This window comes from Streptomyces albiflavescens (genome assembly GCF_014645835.1).
Classification (GTDB): Bacteria; Actinomycetota; Actinomycetes; order Streptomycetales; family Streptomycetaceae; genus Streptomyces; species Streptomyces albiflavescens.
The window spans coordinates 76,135-93,500 of sequence record NZ_BMMM01000020.1 but is presented as its reverse complement, the minus strand read 5'-3'; the positions used below and the strand labels follow the sequence as shown (position 1 = coordinate 93,500).

Below are 17,366 nucleotides of genomic sequence, written 5' to 3'. Positions count from 1 at the left end.
CAATCGACCGGCGACTGGACTCGTTGGCGTACGTCCTCGGGGCCCCGTCAGCGGGGACCGCGAGGTTCCGCCACGCACCGGAGCCGACCATCGCCACCACACAGACTTCCAGACCACCGATCGCCCCCGCAGGGTTGCCACCGCGCGCCCCAGGCACCCCGGTGGCGCTGTTCGCTCCCGCCGTTCTCTCGCTCGCCCTCGGGCTGTGGGGCGTGCGGCGCGGCGGCAGCATGTGGCGGGACGAGGCGGTGACGTACGACATGGCCCGGCGCAGTCTGCCCGACCTGTGGTCGACGCTCGCCGGCGTCGATGCCGTGCACGGCCTGTACTACCTGTTCATGCATGTCCTGTTCATGGTCTCCGGTGGGCTGGACCCCCTCCTGGTCCTGCGGCTCCCGTCGGTCCTCGCCACGGTCGCGGCGGCCGGGACGGTGGCCCTCCTCGGGCACCGGCTTGCCGGGCCCCGCGCCGGTCTGCTGGCCGGGACCGTCTTCGCGGTGCTGCCGCAGGTCCAGCGGTACGGACAGGAGGGCCGTTCGTACGCTGTCGTCTGCGCTCTGGTCGTGTGGGCGACGTATCTGCTGGCGCGGGCCGTGCGAAGCCGGGGCGGCGGCCGGGCCTGGGCCGCGTACGGCGCGGTGCTGTTGGCGGCCTGTCTGCTGCACGAGTTCGCCGTACTGGCGCTGGCCGCGCACGCGCCGGCCGTGCCGCGCGGCGCACGCCGGGGCTGGGCCCGGGCGGCGGTGACGGTGCTCGTCGCGATGGCACCGCTCGGCGCGTTGAGTCTGAGTCAGTCGGACCAGGTGTCCTGGATCGGGGGTCCTGGTACGGGTGCCTACGCCGGCTTCGCGGGACTGGCCGTGCTGGGGGTGGCCTGCGCCCGGATACTCGGTCTCGGCGCCGCACGCAGGTCCCGGCAGCCGATGGTCGCGAACCGCTCCGCACCCCACAACCGACCAGCCGTACCCGCGAACCGCTCCGCACCCCACAACCGACGCCCGAAACCGACGGAGGCCCCCACGCTCACCCCCCGACCACCCCGGTTCGCCACCAGCGCCGCATCCCACCCCCGGCTCCCCGCCCTCGGGCTCGCCCTCCTCGTGCTGCCCGCCCTCCTGCTCCTGCTGGTCTCGCTGGTGAAACCCCTGTACGTGGACCGTTACGTGCTCTACGGCCAGACCGGAACCGCTCTTCTCGCCGGCGCCGCGCTGGACCGGCTCATACGGGCCGCCGGACGGATCCGCACGGTGGCGCTGGTCGGCGCGGGAGCCGCGGTTCTCGCGCTGATCCCCGTCACACTGCAGTTGCGCACGCCCGAGAGCCGCACCGACGACGTCACCGCCGTGGCCCGGGCCGTCGCGGAGGCCGGTGCCCAGGGTGACGGCGTGCTCTACATGCCGGCGCGGCGCCGCGTGTGGTCACTGCCGGATCCCGGCTCGGTGCGCGGGCTGCGCGACCTGGCCCTGGAACGCGGGCCCGTCGCCTCGCACACCTTGTACGGCACGGAGGTTCCGGCGCTCGTCATCCGCGCGCGCCTGCTCGCCACGCCCCGCGTCGTCGCCGTACGCGATCCCGCGGGGCAGCCACTGGACCGGACTCCGCGGGAGATCGTCAAACGGCGGGTCCTGGCGTTGTACTTCGAGGAGTGCGGCACGCGGCGGGTGCGGGGTGCGCGGGTCACCGTGTACGCGCACCCGGGCGAGTGCTGAGCGGCAGGGGGCTACTCCGGCTTCACCCCGAGGTACACGGTCTGCGCTGTCAGCAGGAACACATCCGGTCGGTGATGCACGCTCGCCTTGTCGTCCGGGTCGAGGAGTCGGTCGAGGGTGGCGAGGTCGTCCGCGTCGAGGCCCTCGGCCAGGCCGTCCCGGCGCTGGGTGAGGCTGGTGACGACGAAAGCGCGGGCCTCGTCCGACAGCGGAGCGGGGAAGTCGAGGAGGAACGTGCGGGTCGCCGTGTGGCGCAGGCCCGCGGCGGTCAGCAGGGCGGGCCAGTCCTCCGTCTCGGCCACGGCTCCGGGCAGCTCGGCCCGCATCCGGGTGAACCACTCGTCGTGGACCGCATCGATGCGGGACTGCAGACCGGGGCGGCCGATGCCGATGTCGCGCGGCAGGAAGCGCGTGGGCAGGCCGCCCTCCAGGAGGGCGAGGGTGCCGCCGGGCGCGAGACCGCGCGCGAAACCGGAGAGCGCGGCGCGCTGGTCGCCGACATGGTGCAGCGACCTGCTGGCCCACAGCAGGTCTGCGGGGTACTCCAAGAAGCCGAGACCGTCGGCGAGTTCGGCCTCCACGGTGCTGAAGCGGTCGGCGACGCCGAGCCGGTCCGCACGGGCGCGGGCCCGTTCCAGGAGGGGTTCCGCGCCGTCCACGGCGACGACCCGCGCCTGCGGGAAGGTGTCCGCGAGGAGACAGGAGATCACTCCCGGGCCACTGCCCGCGTCCACGATCAGCTCGGGATCCGGCCGCCGCTCCCGGAGCCAGGCCGCCGCCTCGGCGTACAGCGGGGTGAACAGTTCGGCCTCCTGCTCCAGCAGGGGCAGCCAGTCGGCGAAGTCGATCTGTGTGTGGTCGTGGTGGTGGTGTGCCATGGATCCGAGCCTCTCGTCCGGGATGCCGACAGCGTGCGCCGCCACTCCCGGAAACGGCCAGTCTTGTTGCTCAAACAGCAAAACGGACGAGCTGAAAGCGAACGCGCGGAAAATCGGATGCGCCCCCGCCGACGGGCCCCCGAGGATGGCCCCATGGACGACGAGATGGTGGAGCGTTTTCTCGAGGACGGCTTCGTGAAGATCGAGGGCGCCTTCCCGCCGCGCGTCGCCGCGGACTGCGCACGGCTGCTGTGGAAGGAGACGGGGTACGACCAGCACGACCCGTCGACCTGGGCCGAACCGGTGCGCTGGGTCTCCGGCATGGCCCAGGGCCCGTTCGCCGCGGCGGCCAACTCTCCGGCCCTGCACGAGGCGTTCGACCTGCTGTTGGGCGAGGACCGCTGGGAGCCGCGCTACTCGCTGGGCAGCTTCCCGCTTCGCTTCCCGCACGAGGAGGAACCGGACGACGCCGGCTGGCACTTCGAGGGCAGCTATCTGCCCGAGGGCGAGAGCTGGTACTTCACCAACCTCAGGTCCAAGGACCGTGCCCTGCTGATGCTCTTCCTCTTCAGCGAGGTGGGCCCCCAGGACGCCCCCACCCGGATCCGCGTCGGCTCGCACTTGGACGTGCCGCCACTCCTTGAGCCGTACGGCGAAGAGGGAGTCTCGGGCCTCGACATCGCCCCGAAGCTGGTCGAGGCCTCGGCGCACCGCCCGCTCGCGTACGCCACCGGACGCCCCGGCGACGTATATCTGTGTCACCCCTTCCTGGTGCACGCGGCGCAGCCGCACCACGGCACCCGGCCGCGTTTCATGGCGCAGCCCCCGCTCCACCCGGCGGTGCCGTTCGAGCTGGACCGGCCCGACGGCGACTACTCGGCGGTGGAGTTCGCGATCCGCCGGGGGCTGGCCCGGGAGGGCTGACCCCGGCGGATCGCCTCAGGCTGCTACAGCGGCGGGTACGCGTTCGTCATGAGCTGCTGGAACTGGGCGGAGAACCAGTGCCCGGACAGTGGAGCGTTCGGCAGGGCACCCGACAGGTTGTTGCCATTGCGGGCGTTGCCCGTGTACGTCGGGTCGCACATCCGGTCGAAGCCCTTGCCCTCGTCGTTCGCGATGGCCGAGCTGGAGCCGTCGGACTCACCCGGCGGCTTCATCCACACATAGGCGTCGATGCCGGCCGCCGGGGCCGCCTGCGGACGCTCGCCGAGACCGGCGCCGGACTGGTTGCACCAGTTGCCGATGTGGATGCGACGGTCGTAGCGCCCACCGTCGACGTACGTGTCGACGCTGGTCGTCGCGCCGGGACCGGTGGGCCGTGCGGTGCCGCCCCAGCCGTTCCTGGAGGTGTCGATCAGCATGCCGATGCCGGAGTTGAAGCCGACCGAGACGAGCTGGTTGCGGAAGGCCTGGGCGTACGACAGCTCGTCGACGTAGCGGTTCCAGTCGACCCACTTGGACTGGCGCACGGAGGTGCCGTTCACCGTGTCGTTGATGGTGAAGTTGTTCTCCTTCAGGGCGCTGTAGTTCGCCGTGTTGGTGATGAACCCGTGCACGTCGTCGACCGTCGCGCCCTCGCTCGTCGCGGCCTGCTTGAACAGGGTGGCCGAGGGAGCGAAGTTGTCGTCCCAGCCGAGCCAGCCGTGGTGACCGGCGTCGATGTAGTTGTAGACGTTGGGGATCGCGCCGAGCTTGGCCAGGGCGTAGCCGACGCCCTTCACGTAATTGCCGTTGGCGAGCATGGTGTCGCACGCGGGCGTGGCGGTGGCGCGGCTGCCGGTGTTGGTGACGAGGTTCGGCAGCGAGTCGATCTCGATGGTCGTGACGATGCGGAGCGAGGCGTACTTGCTGTCCGCCAGAATCGCCGCGATCGGGTCGATGAACTGTGTCTTGTACTTGTCGATCTCCGTCGCACCGAGCTCACCGTTGGAGGCGAGGGCCGCGCAGTCCCGTCCGGGAAGGTCGTAGACGACGAGTTGGACGACCTCTTCGCCGCTGCCCTTCTGGGCGAGCGCCGCGTCGAGGTGGGCGCGCAGGCCCATGCCGCCGCTCACGCCGTTGATCGCGGCGATCCGGTCGAGCCAGACACCGGTGGGCTGATCGGAGATCCGACTGCCCCCGGTCTCGGCCGCGGCCTTCGCCGACCACTCGGGGTTCACGTACACCTTGGCGCCGGCGTAGGGGTTGTCGACCTTCCCCGACGGGTCCGGATCCGGATCGGTGCTTCCGCCGTCGTCGACGTTGCAGGTCACCCCGTCGAGCGTGAACGTGGTCGGCAGCGCGTTGGTCCCGCTGTAGGAGGCGTTGAAGCCGAAGCTGACCGAACCGCCGGTCGCCAGCGAACCGTTGTAGGTCTCGTTGGCGGCGGTGACGGCCGTCCCGCTCTGGGTGATCTTGGCGTTCCAGCCGCTGGTCACCTTCTGGTCTCCGGCGTACGACCACTTCACCGCCCAACTGCTCTTCGGGGCCCCGTTGTTGGTGACCGTGACGGCGGCGGTGAAGCCGGTGTCCCACTGGTTCTGCACCTTGTAGTCGACGGTGCAGGGCACTGCGGCGATTCCGGCGTCCGGGGCGGCGGCAGCGGCGGCTGTGCCGGTCGCGGTCGCGCCGCCGAGGAGGATCAGGCTTGCGAGTAACGCTGTTCTGGTACGGCTCATGAGTGCGGGTTCCAATCCGTTGGCTTAGCCGTTGAGGGCGCGCAGGTGGTCGCGCAGCCCGATGCCGTACGACGTGGGAGTTCCGTCGTAGTCGGAGATCAGGGAGGGACCGGAGGAGCAGTCCCAGGTGTTCCAGGTCCAGCCGAGGTAGGAGAGCCCACGGTCGTCGAACCACTTCATGACGGTGTCGACAAACGCGTGGGAGCAGGTGTTCTCGCCGATCTCCCCTGCCACGAGCGGGACTTGGGCGGCCACCGGGGCGAGCGTCGAGTTCCAGCAGCTCTCACTGGCGCAGGTGTTGAAGTTGTAGACGTGGTACGCGGCGACGAGATTGCCCGTCGGATCAGTGGGCTTGTACGTCAGCCACTGGCTCAGGTCGTTGGAGTAGGCGAGCCCGCCGGCCAGGATCAGGTTCTTGGCGCCGGTGCCGCGTACCGTGTCGACCAGGTCCTGCATTCCGGCGACCTCGTAGGAGATGCCGGGACAGGTTCCGCCGTCCCGCCAGCAGGTCCACGCCTGGGTGGTCGTGGATGTGGCACGGTCCGGGTAGGGCTCGTTGAACAGGTCGAACGCGACGGCCGGGTCGTCCTTGAAGGTGCTCGCGACCGAGGCCCAGAAGGACGGGGTGTACTGGGCGTCCGGCATCGGTTTCTGGCAGCTGGCGTGCACGTCGGCGCAGCCGGACGAGTTGCCGGTGTACTGACCGTACGACCAGTGCAGTTCGACGAGCGGTGTCATGCCGTGCGCCTCGACCTTGGCGACCAAGTCCTTGACGGCGGCTATGTAGTGGGCACCTCCGTACTGGGCGTCGATGTTCGACAGGCCCAGCCAGCACTCCTCGTTCAGCGGAATGCGGACCGTGTTGGCCTTCCAGTCGGCGATGGCCTTCACCGCCGCGTCGTCGACCGGGCCGTCGAAGATTCCTCGGCCCTGGATACACATGAACTCGCCGCCGGAGCGGTTGACGCCGAGCAGTCGGCGGGTGTTGCCGCCGGCGTCCACGAGCTTGTTCCCCGAGACGCGCAGTGCCGGTGCCGTGCCGTCCGAAGGGGGCTCGGTCGGCGTCGGCGTCGGCGTCGGCTCGGAATCCACGTTGCACGTGGTCCCGTTGAGCTTGAACGCCGTCGGCGCGGCGTTGCTCCCCGACCACGAGGCGAGGAACCCGGCGCTGACACTGGCCCCCGCGCCCAACGAGCCGTTCCAGCTCTCGTTGGACGCGGTGACCGTCGCCCCGGACTGGGACCACTTGGCGTTCCAGCCCTGGTTGATCTTCTGGCCGTTCGCGAAGTCGAAGGCGAGGCTCCAACTGCTCACCGCGGCCATGTTGTTGGTGATTTTCACAGCGCCCTGGAAGCCGGTGTCCCACTGGCCCGTGACGGAGTACTCCACCGTGCACGCGGGTGTGGCTCCTGAAGCCGTGACGACCGGCGCGATCGCGGTGCCCACAAGGGCGACCGCGGCGCCGACCACTAAAAGACTCAAACGCGGGGGGTGTCGCATGAGCGACTCCTTGCAGCTCGGGCGCGTCGTGACGGACGCGTCGACTGATGGAATCGCTCCCACTGGTGCGGATGAAGCTAGCGCCAAGTGACGGTAAAGGACAGAGGTGTTGCACTGTTGATCAATCGAATCATTTCGACTCTTCAAGCACCTTGACCCCTCCCACCCTCCTCTCCACTATGGGAGCGCTCCCACTGGTTCAAGGCTTGTTGCTCCTCCCCCCATTCTCCGAGCCGCAAGGAGGAACCAGCACATGCACCCCAGAAGGAGACGCCGCACCGCGCGGCGGTTGTGGACAGCTGTCGTGGCGGCCCTCGCGCTCCCCCTCGCGACACTGGCGACCGGTACAACTCCCGCACAGGCGGCCACGGTTCAGTGCAGCGTCGACTACAAGACCAATGACTGGGGCTCCGGCTTCACCGCGGATCTGACGATCACCAACCGCGGTACGGACGCCATCAACGGCTGGACACTGACGTACGACTACACGGGCGACCAGACCCTCACCAACGGCTGGAACGGCACCTGGTCCCAGTCCGGCAAAACGGTCACCGCCAAGAACGCCTCCTGGAACGGGACCATCGCCGCCGGGGCCGCTGTGGCCACGGGGGCGCAGTTCACGTACAGCGGCACCAACACCGCACCCGCCTCCTTCGCGATCAACGGCACGACCTGCACGGGCGCGCACCAGCCGCCGGTCACCGTACTGACGAGCCCGACCGCGGGCGCCGTCTACACCCAGGGCGACGCGATCCCGCTGGCCGCCACCGCCGCGGCCGCCGACAGCGCCACCATCAGCAAGGTCGAGTTCTACGACGACACGACGCTGCTGGGCACGGACACCAGCTCTCCCTACACGCTGTCGACCTCCGGGTTGACCGTGGGCAGTCATTCACTGGTCGCCAAGGCGTACGACAGTCTCGGCGCGTCGGCGGACTCCACTCCGGTCGGCATCACGGTCGCCTCAGGTCCCGCCGTGGTGGCCTCACCGACCCAACTCGGCGTCCAGCAGGGCAAGTCGGGCGCCTTCGACGTGAAGCTGTCGACACAGCCGAGCGCGAACGTGACCGTGTCCACCGCTCACACGGACGGCAACACCGGCCTGTCCGTCACCGGCGGCTCCTCGCTCACCTTCACCCCGTCCAACTGGAACACGGCTCAGACCGTGACCATCACGGCCGACGCCTCCGGCACGGGATCCGCGACCTTCACGGCCTCCGCGACCGGCCACACCAAGGCCACGGTCACCGTGACGGAACTGGCTGCCTCGAAGGCGTACGACGCCCGTTTCCTGGACCTGTACGGCAAGATCACCAACCCGGCGAACGGCTACTTCTCCCCCGAGGGCATCCCCTACCACTCGGTGGAGACGCTGATCGTAGAGGCTCCGGACCAGGGTCATGAGACGACGTCGGAGGCGTACAGCTATCTGATCTGGCTGCAGGCCATGTACGGGAAGGTCACCGGCGACTGGTCCAAGTTCAACGCCGCGTGGACGACCATGGAGACGTACATGATCCCCACGCACGCCGACCAGCCGACGAACTCCTTCTACAACGCCTCGAAGCCGGCGACGTACGCGCCCGAGCTGGACACCCCGGGCGAGTACCCGGCCAAGCTGGACACCGGGGTCTCGGTCGGCTCGGACCCGATCGCCACCGAGCTGAAGAGCGCGTACGGCACGGACGACGTCTACGGCATGCACTGGCTGCAGGACGTCGACAACGTCTACGGCTATGGCGACGAGCCCGGAAAGTGCGAGGCCGGGCCGACCGCGACCGGCCCTTCGTACATCAACACCTTCCAGCGCGGCGCGCAGGAGTCGGTGTGGGAGACGGTGCCGCAGCCGACCTGTGACGCCTTCAAGTACGGCGGCACGAACGGTTACTTGGACCTGTTCACCGGGGATTCCTCGTACGCCAGGCAGTGGAAGTACACCGACGCTCCCGACGCCGACGCGCGTGCGGTGCAGGCCGCGTACTGGGCCGATGCCTGGGCCAAGGCGCAGGGCAAGGGAAGCGATGTGTCGACGACCGTCGGCAAGGCCGCCAAGATGGGCGACTATCTGCGCTACGCCATGTACGACAAGTACTTCAAGAAAATCGGCAACTGCGTCGGTCCTTCGACCTGCGCGGCCGGCACCGGCAAGGACGCCTCGCACTACCTTCTGTCCTGGTACTACGCGTGGGGCGGCGCCACCGACACCAGCGCGGGCTGGGCCTGGCGCATCGGCTCCAGCCATACCCACGGGGGCTATCAGAACCCCCTGGCGGCGTACGCGCTCAGCAACAACACCGATCTGAAGCCCAAGTCCGCGACAGGGCAGGCGGACTGGGCCAAGTCGCTCGACCGGCAGCTGGAGTTCTACCGCTGGCTCCAGTCGAACGAGGGCGCCATCGCCGGAGGCGCGACCAACAGCTGGGCGGGACGTTACGCGACACCGCCCACCGGGACGCCGACGTTCTACGGCATGTACTACGACCAGCAGCCCGTGTACCACGACCCGCCGTCCAACCAGTGGTTCGGCTTCCAGGCCTGGTCCATGGAGCGGGTCGCCGAGTACTACCAGCAGACGGGGAACGCGAGCACGAAGGCGATCCTCGACAAGTGGGTCTCCTGGGCGCTGTCCAAGACCACGATCAACCCGGACGGCACCTATCAGATCCCCTCCACCCTCCAGTGGTCCGGCGCACCCGACACCTGGAACGCGTCGAGCCCCGGCGCCAACAGCGGACTTCACGTCACCGTGGCCGACTACACCAACGACGTGGGCGTGGCGGCCGCGTACGCCAAGACCCTGTCGTACTACGCCGCCAAGTCCGGCGACGCTCAGGCGAAGGCGACGGCGAAGGCGCTGCTCGACGGCATGTGGAACAACTACCAGGACGGTCTGGGCATCGCCGTCCCGGAGACCCGCGCCGACTACAACCGCTTCGACGACGGCGTGTACGTGCCGAGCGGCTGGAGCGGCACGATGCCGAACGGCGACGCGATCAACTCCTCCTCGACCTTCACCTCGCTCCGGTCCTTCTACAAGAACGACCCGGCCTGGTCGAAGATCGAGAGCTATCTGGCGGGCGGGGCCGCGCCCTCCTTCACGTACCACCGGTTCTGGGCCCAGGCGGACATAGCCCTCGCCATGGGTTCGTACGCGGAGCTCCTCGAATAAGTCCCCGCCAGGCCCTGTCGTCGAGCTGGCGGCAGTTCGACGACAGGGCCTGGGGCTTCGCGTACCAGGCCCTGCCGCCTCCGTGCGGCAGGGCTCGGGCCGGGCGGTCCTCACCCGCACTGGGGGCCGCCCGGCCGTCGCGCACTTCTCTTCAAGAGAGGACCCCCACCGTGCGAAGAACCCGCATCCTCACGGCCGTGCTCGCGCTCGCGGCCGGTTTACCGGCCGGCACCCCGCCCGCGGCGGCCGCGAGCGCCCCCGAGGCGACGACCCTCGCCCCTGGCGGTCTGTTCGAGCCGGTGCAGGCCTACCTCGACGGGGTTCTACCGCACCGACGAGTTCCGGCGCTGTAGGCCATCCAGCCCAACGTCCCCGTCGATTGCGGCGGGGGCGTTTTAGCGTGGTTTTCCCGACCAGAGGAGGCCGCAATGCCGGAGGAGCCGATACCGGGCCGCTTGGGTACGGAGGCGCGGAGGGTGAAGTTCCCCGACGGGAGCCACGGTGTGATCTTGGTGCGGGCTGGTCTGCCGCAGGATGAGGCTGACCTGATCGCGGCGCAGGTGTGGGCTGAAATACAGGAGGACCGACCTCCGGCGGGCACTCCATCGTCACCGATGGGCGCCTGATTCATGCCTGTGGTGACCCCGCTCACCTTGCCCGTTCTGCACCTGTTGGAGGCTGGTCTTCCGAATCCCGCGACCGGACAGGCTTTCGAGTGCGGCGTGAGGACGGTTCGCTGGTATTGCCGTTGCTCCGTTCGGCGGTGTTTCGGTTACGGCCCGGCGCCCCGGCTCGTTGGTGACGTATGAGCAGAAGCCGCAGGTTACGGGATCTGTCAGGTACGCCGGCGTTCGAACAACTGACGGCGGAGCTAGCTCGTGCCGCCGTCGCGGCGAAGGGTGGTAAGTCGCTGCGGCGGCAGGCTGTCGAGCAGGCGCAGCGCCCGGTGGGTGCAGAGCCGGATAACGACGCTGCGGCGGCGCGGCCGGGGTCGGGGTCGGGGTCGGGCTGATCACTCCCCCTGCTTTCCCACCGCCCCACTGGGCGGTTCGTTTCCGCAGAGCTTGCGGCGCAGGACGGGCACCTGAGACCCAGTCCGAACTGGATCTCCCCAGATCCTGCCCTGCGGCAGTGGATCACGATGGAGACGGCCGTCGACGCGGAGTCCACGGCCGCCTCTTGCGGGGTCTTGCGGATGATGTTTCAGCAGCTCACGGCGTGTAGACCGTCGGTCGCGGCGCCGTCGCCATCCCGGCGCCGATGAAGAAGCTCGGGTGCGGCGGTTGGTTGTAAGCCGTGTTTTGCCAGGCCAGCGCGGTGCGGTACTGGGTGTCGTGGAGCAGCGTCGTGATCTTCGTGCTCGTCTCGTACGGCGTGGAGTAGATCCGCAGTGCTGTGTTGTCGGTCGTCGGCCAGACAACTTCCTCCCGCCAGTCGCCGAGGATGTCGCCGGAGAGGGACGGGGTGGCCTTGGTGCTGTTGTTGGAGTGGACGGAGGCACCCGTCAGCAGGCGGGTGTCGGCCGAGGTGCCGTACTTGTCGATGTGGGTGTCGTCCAGGAGTTCGCGGACGGTGTCTCCGTCCCACCAGGACAGGAAGTTGATGCTGCCGGGCTTGCGGCTCGCCACCACGGTGCCCTGGGGACTGCGTACACCGTCGACGCGGGAGGACCAGGACTCGGCCCCTGCGCTTCCCGCCCAGATGTCCCCGGACGCTCCCCGGCCGTTGTCGCCGTTGGCCGGCGTCGACCACAGGATCGCGCCGGTCTTCGCGTCCGCCATCCAGGACGAGGGCTTCGACGAATCCTCGTCGACCTTGAACTCCTCGAGGCCGGCGCGGGACGGGTCGAGGTCACCGACGTGCAGGGCGTCCCCATGCCCGTTCTTGGTGGTCCACAGGCCGTTCCCGTTGTCGTCCACGGCCATCGAGCCGTACACGATCTCGTCCCTGCCGTCCGCGTCGACGTCCGCGACCGACAGCTGGTGGTTGCCCTGGCCGTCGTACCCCTTGCCGCTGTTGGTCGAGGAGTTGGTGTCGAAGGTCCAGCGGCGGGTGAAGGCCCCGCCCCGCCAGTCCCAGGCGGCGATCACCGTACGGGTGTAGTAGCCGCGCGCCATGATCAGCGACGGCCGGGAGCCGTCCAAGTAGGCGGTCCCGGCGAGGAATCGGTCGACACGGTTGCCGTACGAGTCGTCCCAGGACGACACCGTGCCGCGCGCCGGGACGTAGTCGACGGTGCCCATGGCCGCGCCCGTCTGCCCGTTGAACATGGTCAGGTACTCGGGCCCGGAGAGCACATAGCCACTGGAATTGCGATAGTCGGCGGACGGGCTGCCGATGACCGTGCCCCGGCCGTCCGTCGTCCCGTCCGCCGTCTTCATGGCGACCTCGGCCTTGCCGTCGCCGTCGTAGTCGTACACCTGGAACTGGGTGTAGTGCGCGCCCGAGCGGATGTTCCGGCCGAGGTCGATGCGCCAGAGCCGGGTGCCGTCGAGCTTGATGCCGTCGATGATCGTGTCGCCGGTGTAGCCGGACTGGGAGTTGTCCTTGGCGTTCGTCGGCTGCCACTTGAGGACCAAGTCGAGCTGACCGTCGCCGTCGAGGTCGCCGACGGACGCGTCATTGGCCTCGTAGGTGTACGCGACCCCGTCGGGCGTCGTGCCTCCGGCGGGCGGGGTGATCGGCACGTCCTTGTATCCCGTACGGAACTGGATCGCGTGCACCGAGTCGGTCTGCTCGACGCCGTTCACGATCGCGCGGACCGTGTAATCGGCCTGGGCGGGCGCGCCGGAGTGGAAGTAGTTCGTCGAGCCGGTGATCGGGGTCGAGTTGACCTTCGTACCGGCTCGGTAGACGTTGAACGAGACGTCGTTCGGGTCGGTGCCGAGCCAGCGCCAGCTGACGAGGTTGCCGCTGTCGGTGTGGACGCTGACCACACCCCGGTCGAGGGCTTCGACCTGTCGCGCGGTGGCGGCCTGGGCCGAGCCGGTGCCGAGTGCGGTGAGCCCGGCGGCGACGAGGGCCGTCGTGGCCGCCATCGCCGCTCCGATCGCGCGTCTGCGGTGCTGCCTGTGCGGGTGCTGCACGGTGAGTACCTCCTGAGAGGACAGACTGCTTCTGTTCCCTCAGTTGCCGCTGCGGACAAGGGAGTTGCCGCCCTTCGGAAAGCGCTCGCTATCCCGCGTACGTGCGCGCCAGCGCGGTCACCGTCTGCGCGATCCGCTCCCGCAGCTCTGCCGGTTCGAGCACCTCGATGCCCGTACCGAGGCGGAGGAAGTCGTGGTGGGCGTGTTCCACGGACTCGATGGGGACGGTGGCGCGCGTCCAGCCGTCTGTGCCGGTTCGGCCATGGGCCGCCACCGCGTCCGCCGCCAGGCCGCTCAGCCGGATACCCGGGGCGAGTCGAACGACCGCCTCCGCGCGGTGCAGTCGCTCATGGAAGTCCCTCTGGTACGCGGACCAGTACCCGGCGAGGTCGAAGTCCTCCGGGCGCGTGAACTCCTCCTCGGACGTGACGAGTTCCAGGATCTGGTCGACGCGGAACGTCCGCGGACCCGGACCCGCCACCACGTACCAGCGGCCCGCCTTCAGGACGAGGCCGTACGGCTCCAGTCGACGCTCCACATCGGTGGGCTCGCGCCAGCGGCGGTAGCGGATGTGCAGGACACGGCTGTTCCAGACGGCGTCGGCGACGGCGGGGAGGTAGGGGGTCTCGTCGGCGTCCGCGTACCAGCCGGGCGCGTCCAGGTGGAAGCGGCCGCTGATCCGGTCGGCGTGCTCGCGCAGCTCGCGCGGGAGGGCGGCGCGCACCTTCAGCTGGGCCGCGGCGAGGACCGAGCCTAGGCCGAGCTCGGCGGCGGGGCCGGGGACGCCCGCGAGGAAGAGGGCCTCGGCCTCGTCGGTGGTGAGGCCGGTGAGGCGGGTGCGGTAGCCGTCGAGAAGCTGGTAGCCGCCCGCGTGGCCGGCGTCGCCGTACAACGGGACGCCGGCCGCGCTCAGTGCCTCGACGTCCCGGTAGACCGTGCGCACCGAGACATCGAGCTCCTGGGCGAGCTGGGCGGCGGTCATCCGGCCGCGGGTCTGGAGGAGCAGGAGGATCGAGACGAGCCGCGCTGATTTCACCGCTCCAGAATCCCAGACTTCACTGACAGAAGGTGTCAGTGAAGCGGGCCTAGCTTCCTCACATGGCCTTCTCGGAAAAACTGCTGACCGTGCCGCCGCCCATCGAGGTGGCGGGACGGCGGATCAAGCGCTACCACGTCACCGCCGATCCGACGGGCATCGCCCCCGAGGTGGAGCAGGCGGCGTACGCGATGCTCCCGAAGCTGCTTCCGGAGCCGGACGGCACGCCGCCCGCGACCTTCGTCGTCCTGCACCGGGGCGGCGACGACGGCGCGTACCTCAACGCGTACAGCTGGGTGTGGGACAACGTCCTGCACTTCCGGGGCGCGTCGGCGGGCCAGCCGGTGCTGGGCTGCCCGGACCGGGACCCGACGCACTTCATCACTCCCGACCTGCCGTGGATCGGCTGTGTCTGGGAACTGCCGCCGATCCTGCACGAACGCGACGCCTGGGTGCGGCACATGCTCGCACCCGACGTCCCCGACCTCGACGCCTACCTCGCGGACTCGCTTCCCGAGGGCACGACGGGAGACCGCTCATGAGCGCCGCGCACGACTTCGACTTCTTCCACGGCGAGTGGGACGTCCTCAACCGGCGCCGTACCGACTTCCTGAACGCGGAGAGCGACTGGGAGGAGTTCCCGGCCGTCAACCGCTGCTGGAGCCTGTTCGACGGGGCCGCGAACGTCGACGAGATCGACGTGCCGAGTCAGGGCTGGAAGGGGCTCACCCTGCGGCTCTTCGACCCCGCCGCGCGGGAGTGGTCCCTGAACTGGTCCTCCAGCCGCGGCGGCAAGCTGTTCCCGCCGGTGATCGGTCGATTCGCGGACGGCCGGGGCGAGTTCTACGGGGACGACACGCACGACGGGAAGGACGTGCGGGTGCGGTTCCTGTGGTCGGGCATCTCGGCGACCAGGGCGCGCTGGGAGCAGGCGTTCTCCGTGGACGGGGAGAAGACATGGGTGACCAACTGGGTCATGGAGTTCACGCGGAGGACGCCGGCTTCGTGAAGGCGCGGAGGGTGAACTCGGGGTCCGCCCGCGGCCGGTCCGGGTCCGGCAGCGCCTCGATGCGCTCGGCGAGCGCGGTGCCGCCGGCCCCGTAGATCTCGCCGTCGCGGACATAGCGGGCCAGGCGGCGCGGGATCCGTCCCTGACCGTGGCCCCGGAACCGGGCCGTACCGCTCGGGAGCAGGCCGTGCTCGGCGGCGTACGCCGTGACGAGTTCGGCCTCGTCCGTGGCGCGCTCCGTGCGGTAGGGCGCGGCGAGCGCGTCGATGTCGCTGCCCACGTGGTGAGCGGCGACCTTGTCGACGGTGGTGACGAGAACGCCGCCGGGGCGCAGGACGCGCGCGGCCTCGGCGACGACGGGCGCCGCGTCGTCCAGCAGATGCAGCAGCCAGACGACGGACACGGCATCGAACGAGCCGTCGGCGAAGGGGAGTTGACGGGAGTCTGCGAGGACTACGGCACCCGGGAGGCGTGCGGCCGCCCTCCGCGTCATGCCGTGCGCGGCGTCCGCGCCCGTCACCCTCAGCCCCGGACGTCCGGCGGCGAGGCGGCGCGTCACGATGCCGGTGCCGCATGCGACGTCGAGCAGGCTGCGCGTGCTCTCGGGGAGGAGGCCGCACACGGCGTCGGCGGCCGCGGCGGCCCGGGGCTCGCCGCCCCGCGTCGCGTCGTACTCGTCCGCTTCCTTGTCGTAGTCCAGCACGTGGGTCAGTGTGCCCCGTGTCCCGGGGCGAGGTCCTCCACCCTGCGGGCGAGAGCGAAGTCGAGTTCGGTGACGGCGCCGCCGACGCTGTGCGTGTTCACCGTGAGGGAGACGGTGTTGTAGCCGAGCGTGAGGTCGGAGTGATGGTTCAGCTCCTCCTGCACCTGGGCGATGTGCACGACCATCGCGGTCGCCGCGAAGTGTGAGCCGAGCCGGTAGGAACGGGCGAGTCGGTCGCCGTCCACCGACCAGCCCGGCAGCTCCGCCAGCCGCTCCTCGATCTCCTTCTGCGACAACGGCTCGACGGCCATGACCACGTTCCTTTCGTCCGACGGGGGGTGCGGGTGAGACTCTGCCTCAGCGTCCCACAGTCCCTCGCCGCCGGCGCCGCACACGCCAGGCGCCGGCACACGGAGGGTTCGTTCTCGCCCTCCGCCCCTACCCTCCCCCAAGCTCTCGACTTCGCTCGAGCAGGGGGACCCCCATCGCGCCTGGGGGCCGCGCCCCTTCAGGGGCGGCGGGGGTGAATGACACCCCGCCTCACCGCCGTACGCACTCCGTCGCGAAGTCGTCCGCGAGGGCGGCGATCTGCGGGCGCCCCTCGATCCGCTCCAGCCACTCCTGCGGGAGGCTGTGGTCGCCGTACCGGGCGCCGAGGAGGTTGCCGCAGAGGGAGCCGGTGGAGTCGCTGTCGCCGGAGTGGTTGACGGAGAGGAGGAGGGCGTCAGTGACCTTGTCGCCGGCGAGGGCGGCGTAGACGCCGATGGCCAGGGCCTCCTCGGCGATCCAGCCGGCGCCGAGGGACTCGACCTTCTCGGCACTCGGAGCGCCGAGAGCCGCGAGGTCGAGGGCGCGGTTCAGGGCGGCCGTGGTCTCCTCGTGCCCAGGATGGTGGGCGAGCAGCCGCAGCGTGCGCAGGACGGCGCCCTCAAGGGACTCCCCCGCGACCAGATGCCCGACGATCGCGGCCAGCGCCCCGGCGGCGTAGTACCCCGTGGGGTGCCCATGGGTGATCTGGGCGCACCGCGCGGCCATCTCGAACGCGTGCCGGACCGGGGTGCGCGCCATGAGCCCGAACGGCGCCGAGCGCATCACCGTGCCGCACCCCTTGGACTCCGGGTTGACGGGCCCGGGCCGACCGAGCTCACCCCACGGGTCGGGGACGTGATGCTGCGCGAGCCCGGACAGGCACGCGTTGCCGGGGGCGCGACGCGCGTACAGCCAGGCCTGCGCGGCGAGCCCACCGGTCGCCGTCGCGTCGGGTCCGGCCTTGTGCTGCGTGTCCAGCCACCGCTCGTACGCCTGCCGGACCAGCGCGGTCGACGCACCGCCGATCCCCTTGAGCCGGGCCCGCGTGTGGGCCTGCTGGAGCCCCTCCACGGTGAAGAGCGTCATCTGTGTGTCGTCGCTGACCCGGCCCACGACGCCGTCGCCGTCGGGTACGAGCCCCGTCACGCCCGCGGGCCCGTACGCGGCGCGGATCCGCTCCAGCGAGTCGAACTCGATGGCATAGCCGAGGGCGTCCCCGACCGCCCCGCCCAGCAGACAGCCCCGCACCCGCGCCCGGTAGACCGCCTCGGCCTCCCAGGACAGATTCCCCGGCTCGTTCACGCACGACT

Annotated in this window: 14 protein-coding genes; 6 read left to right on the top strand and 8 right to left on the bottom strand. The window is 70.0% G+C overall.

Going from position 1 to position 17,366, the window contains the following annotated elements; all coding sequences use genetic code 11:
* Window positions 1-161 precede the first annotated feature (161 nt).
* Window positions 162-1,709 (top strand): glycosyltransferase family 39 protein, encoded by a 1,548-nt coding sequence (locus tag IEY95_RS39665; protein ID WP_229703665.1) that lies wholly within the window; start codon window positions 162-164, stop codon window positions 1,707-1,709.
* A gap of 11 nt (window positions 1,710-1,720) precedes the next feature.
* Here IEY95_RS39665 and IEY95_RS39660 read toward each other — a convergent pair whose 3' ends face one another.
* On the bottom strand, window positions 1,721-2,587 hold the full coding sequence (locus tag IEY95_RS39660; protein ID WP_189191092.1) for a class I SAM-dependent methyltransferase: 867 nt from the start codon (window positions 2,585-2,587) through the stop codon (window positions 1,721-1,723).
* A gap of 153 nt (window positions 2,588-2,740) precedes the next feature.
* On the opposite strand from IEY95_RS39660, the gene IEY95_RS39655 reads away from it, so the two are divergent.
* Window positions 2,741-3,511 (top strand): phytanoyl-CoA dioxygenase family protein, encoded by a 771-nt coding sequence (locus IEY95_RS39655; RefSeq protein ID WP_189191091.1) that lies wholly within the window; start codon window positions 2,741-2,743, stop codon window positions 3,509-3,511.
* Window positions 3,512-3,534: 23 nt separating this feature from the next.
* On the opposite strand, the gene IEY95_RS39650 is transcribed toward IEY95_RS39655, so the two are convergent.
* Both IEY95_RS39650 and IEY95_RS39645 read right to left on the bottom strand, forming a co-directional pair.
* Entirely contained in the window at window positions 3,535-5,244 is a 1,710-nt protein-coding gene (locus tag IEY95_RS39650) for a glycoside hydrolase family 6 protein (RefSeq protein ID WP_189191090.1), read from the bottom strand.
* Between the two features lie 24 nt (window positions 5,245-5,268).
* Window positions 5,269-6,744, bottom strand: a complete 1,476-nt coding sequence (locus IEY95_RS39645; protein WP_189191089.1) for a cellulase family glycosylhydrolase — start codon at window positions 6,742-6,744, stop codon at window positions 5,269-5,271.
* A 253-nt stretch (window positions 6,745-6,997) separates the two neighbouring features.
* Here IEY95_RS39645 and IEY95_RS39640 point away from each other — a divergent pair, with 253 nt between their 5' ends.
* Both IEY95_RS39640 and IEY95_RS39635 read left to right on the top strand, forming a co-directional pair.
* Window positions 6,998-9,913: a glycoside hydrolase family 48 protein gene (locus IEY95_RS39640; protein ID WP_189191088.1), complete on the top strand. Its 2,916-nt coding sequence runs from the start codon at window positions 6,998-7,000 to the stop codon at window positions 9,911-9,913.
* A gap of 170 nt (window positions 9,914-10,083) precedes the next feature.
* Window positions 10,084-10,266 carry a hypothetical protein gene (locus tag IEY95_RS39635; RefSeq protein ID WP_189191159.1) on the top strand — a complete coding sequence of 61 codons (183 nt, stop codon included), beginning with the start codon at window positions 10,084-10,086 and terminating at the stop codon, window positions 10,264-10,266.
* 858 nt (window positions 10,267-11,124) lie between these two features.
* On the opposite strand, the gene IEY95_RS39630 is transcribed toward IEY95_RS39635, so the two are convergent.
* Window positions 11,125-12,951 (bottom strand): rhamnogalacturonan lyase, encoded by a 1,827-nt coding sequence (locus tag IEY95_RS39630; protein ID WP_229703672.1) that lies wholly within the window; start codon window positions 12,949-12,951, stop codon window positions 11,125-11,127.
* Between the two features lie 136 nt (window positions 12,952-13,087).
* Window positions 13,088-14,035, bottom strand: a complete 948-nt coding sequence (locus IEY95_RS39625) for a helix-turn-helix transcriptional regulator (RefSeq protein ID WP_189191086.1) — start codon at window positions 14,033-14,035, stop codon at window positions 13,088-13,090.
* Window positions 14,036-14,097: 62 nt separating this feature from the next.
* Here IEY95_RS39625 and IEY95_RS39620 point away from each other — a divergent pair, with 62 nt between their 5' ends.
* Both IEY95_RS39620 and IEY95_RS39615 read left to right on the top strand, forming a co-directional pair.
* A complete protein-coding gene (locus tag IEY95_RS39620) occupies window positions 14,098-14,577 on the top strand; it encodes a hypothetical protein (protein ID WP_189191085.1) in 480 nt (159 codons plus the stop codon).
* Window positions 14,574-15,044 carry a hypothetical protein gene (locus IEY95_RS39615; RefSeq protein WP_189191084.1) on the top strand — a complete coding sequence of 157 codons (471 nt, stop codon included), beginning with the start codon at window positions 14,574-14,576 and terminating at the stop codon, window positions 15,042-15,044. Before IEY95_RS39620 ends, IEY95_RS39615 begins: the two co-directional genes overlap by 4 nt.
* On the opposite strand, the gene IEY95_RS39610 is transcribed toward IEY95_RS39615, so the two are convergent.
* From IEY95_RS39610 to IEY95_RS39600, 3 genes are all read right to left on the bottom strand, one after another.
* Window positions 15,019-15,747 carry a class I SAM-dependent methyltransferase gene (locus IEY95_RS39610; protein ID WP_189191083.1) on the bottom strand — a complete coding sequence of 243 codons (729 nt, stop codon included), beginning with the start codon at window positions 15,745-15,747 and terminating at the stop codon, window positions 15,019-15,021. The two genes, IEY95_RS39615 and IEY95_RS39610, sit on opposite strands and share 26 nt — an antisense overlap.
* A 5-nt stretch (window positions 15,748-15,752) precedes the next feature.
* The gene (locus IEY95_RS39605) at window positions 15,753-16,058 is read right to left on the bottom strand and encodes a 4a-hydroxytetrahydrobiopterin dehydratase (RefSeq protein ID WP_189191082.1); all 306 of its coding nucleotides are present in this window, start codon (window positions 16,056-16,058) and stop codon (window positions 15,753-15,755) included.
* 229 nt (window positions 16,059-16,287) lie between these two features.
* Entirely contained in the window at window positions 16,288-17,358 is a 1,071-nt protein-coding gene (locus IEY95_RS39600) for an ADP-ribosylglycohydrolase family protein (protein ID WP_189191081.1), read from the bottom strand.
* Window positions 17,359-17,366 lie beyond the last annotated feature (8 nt).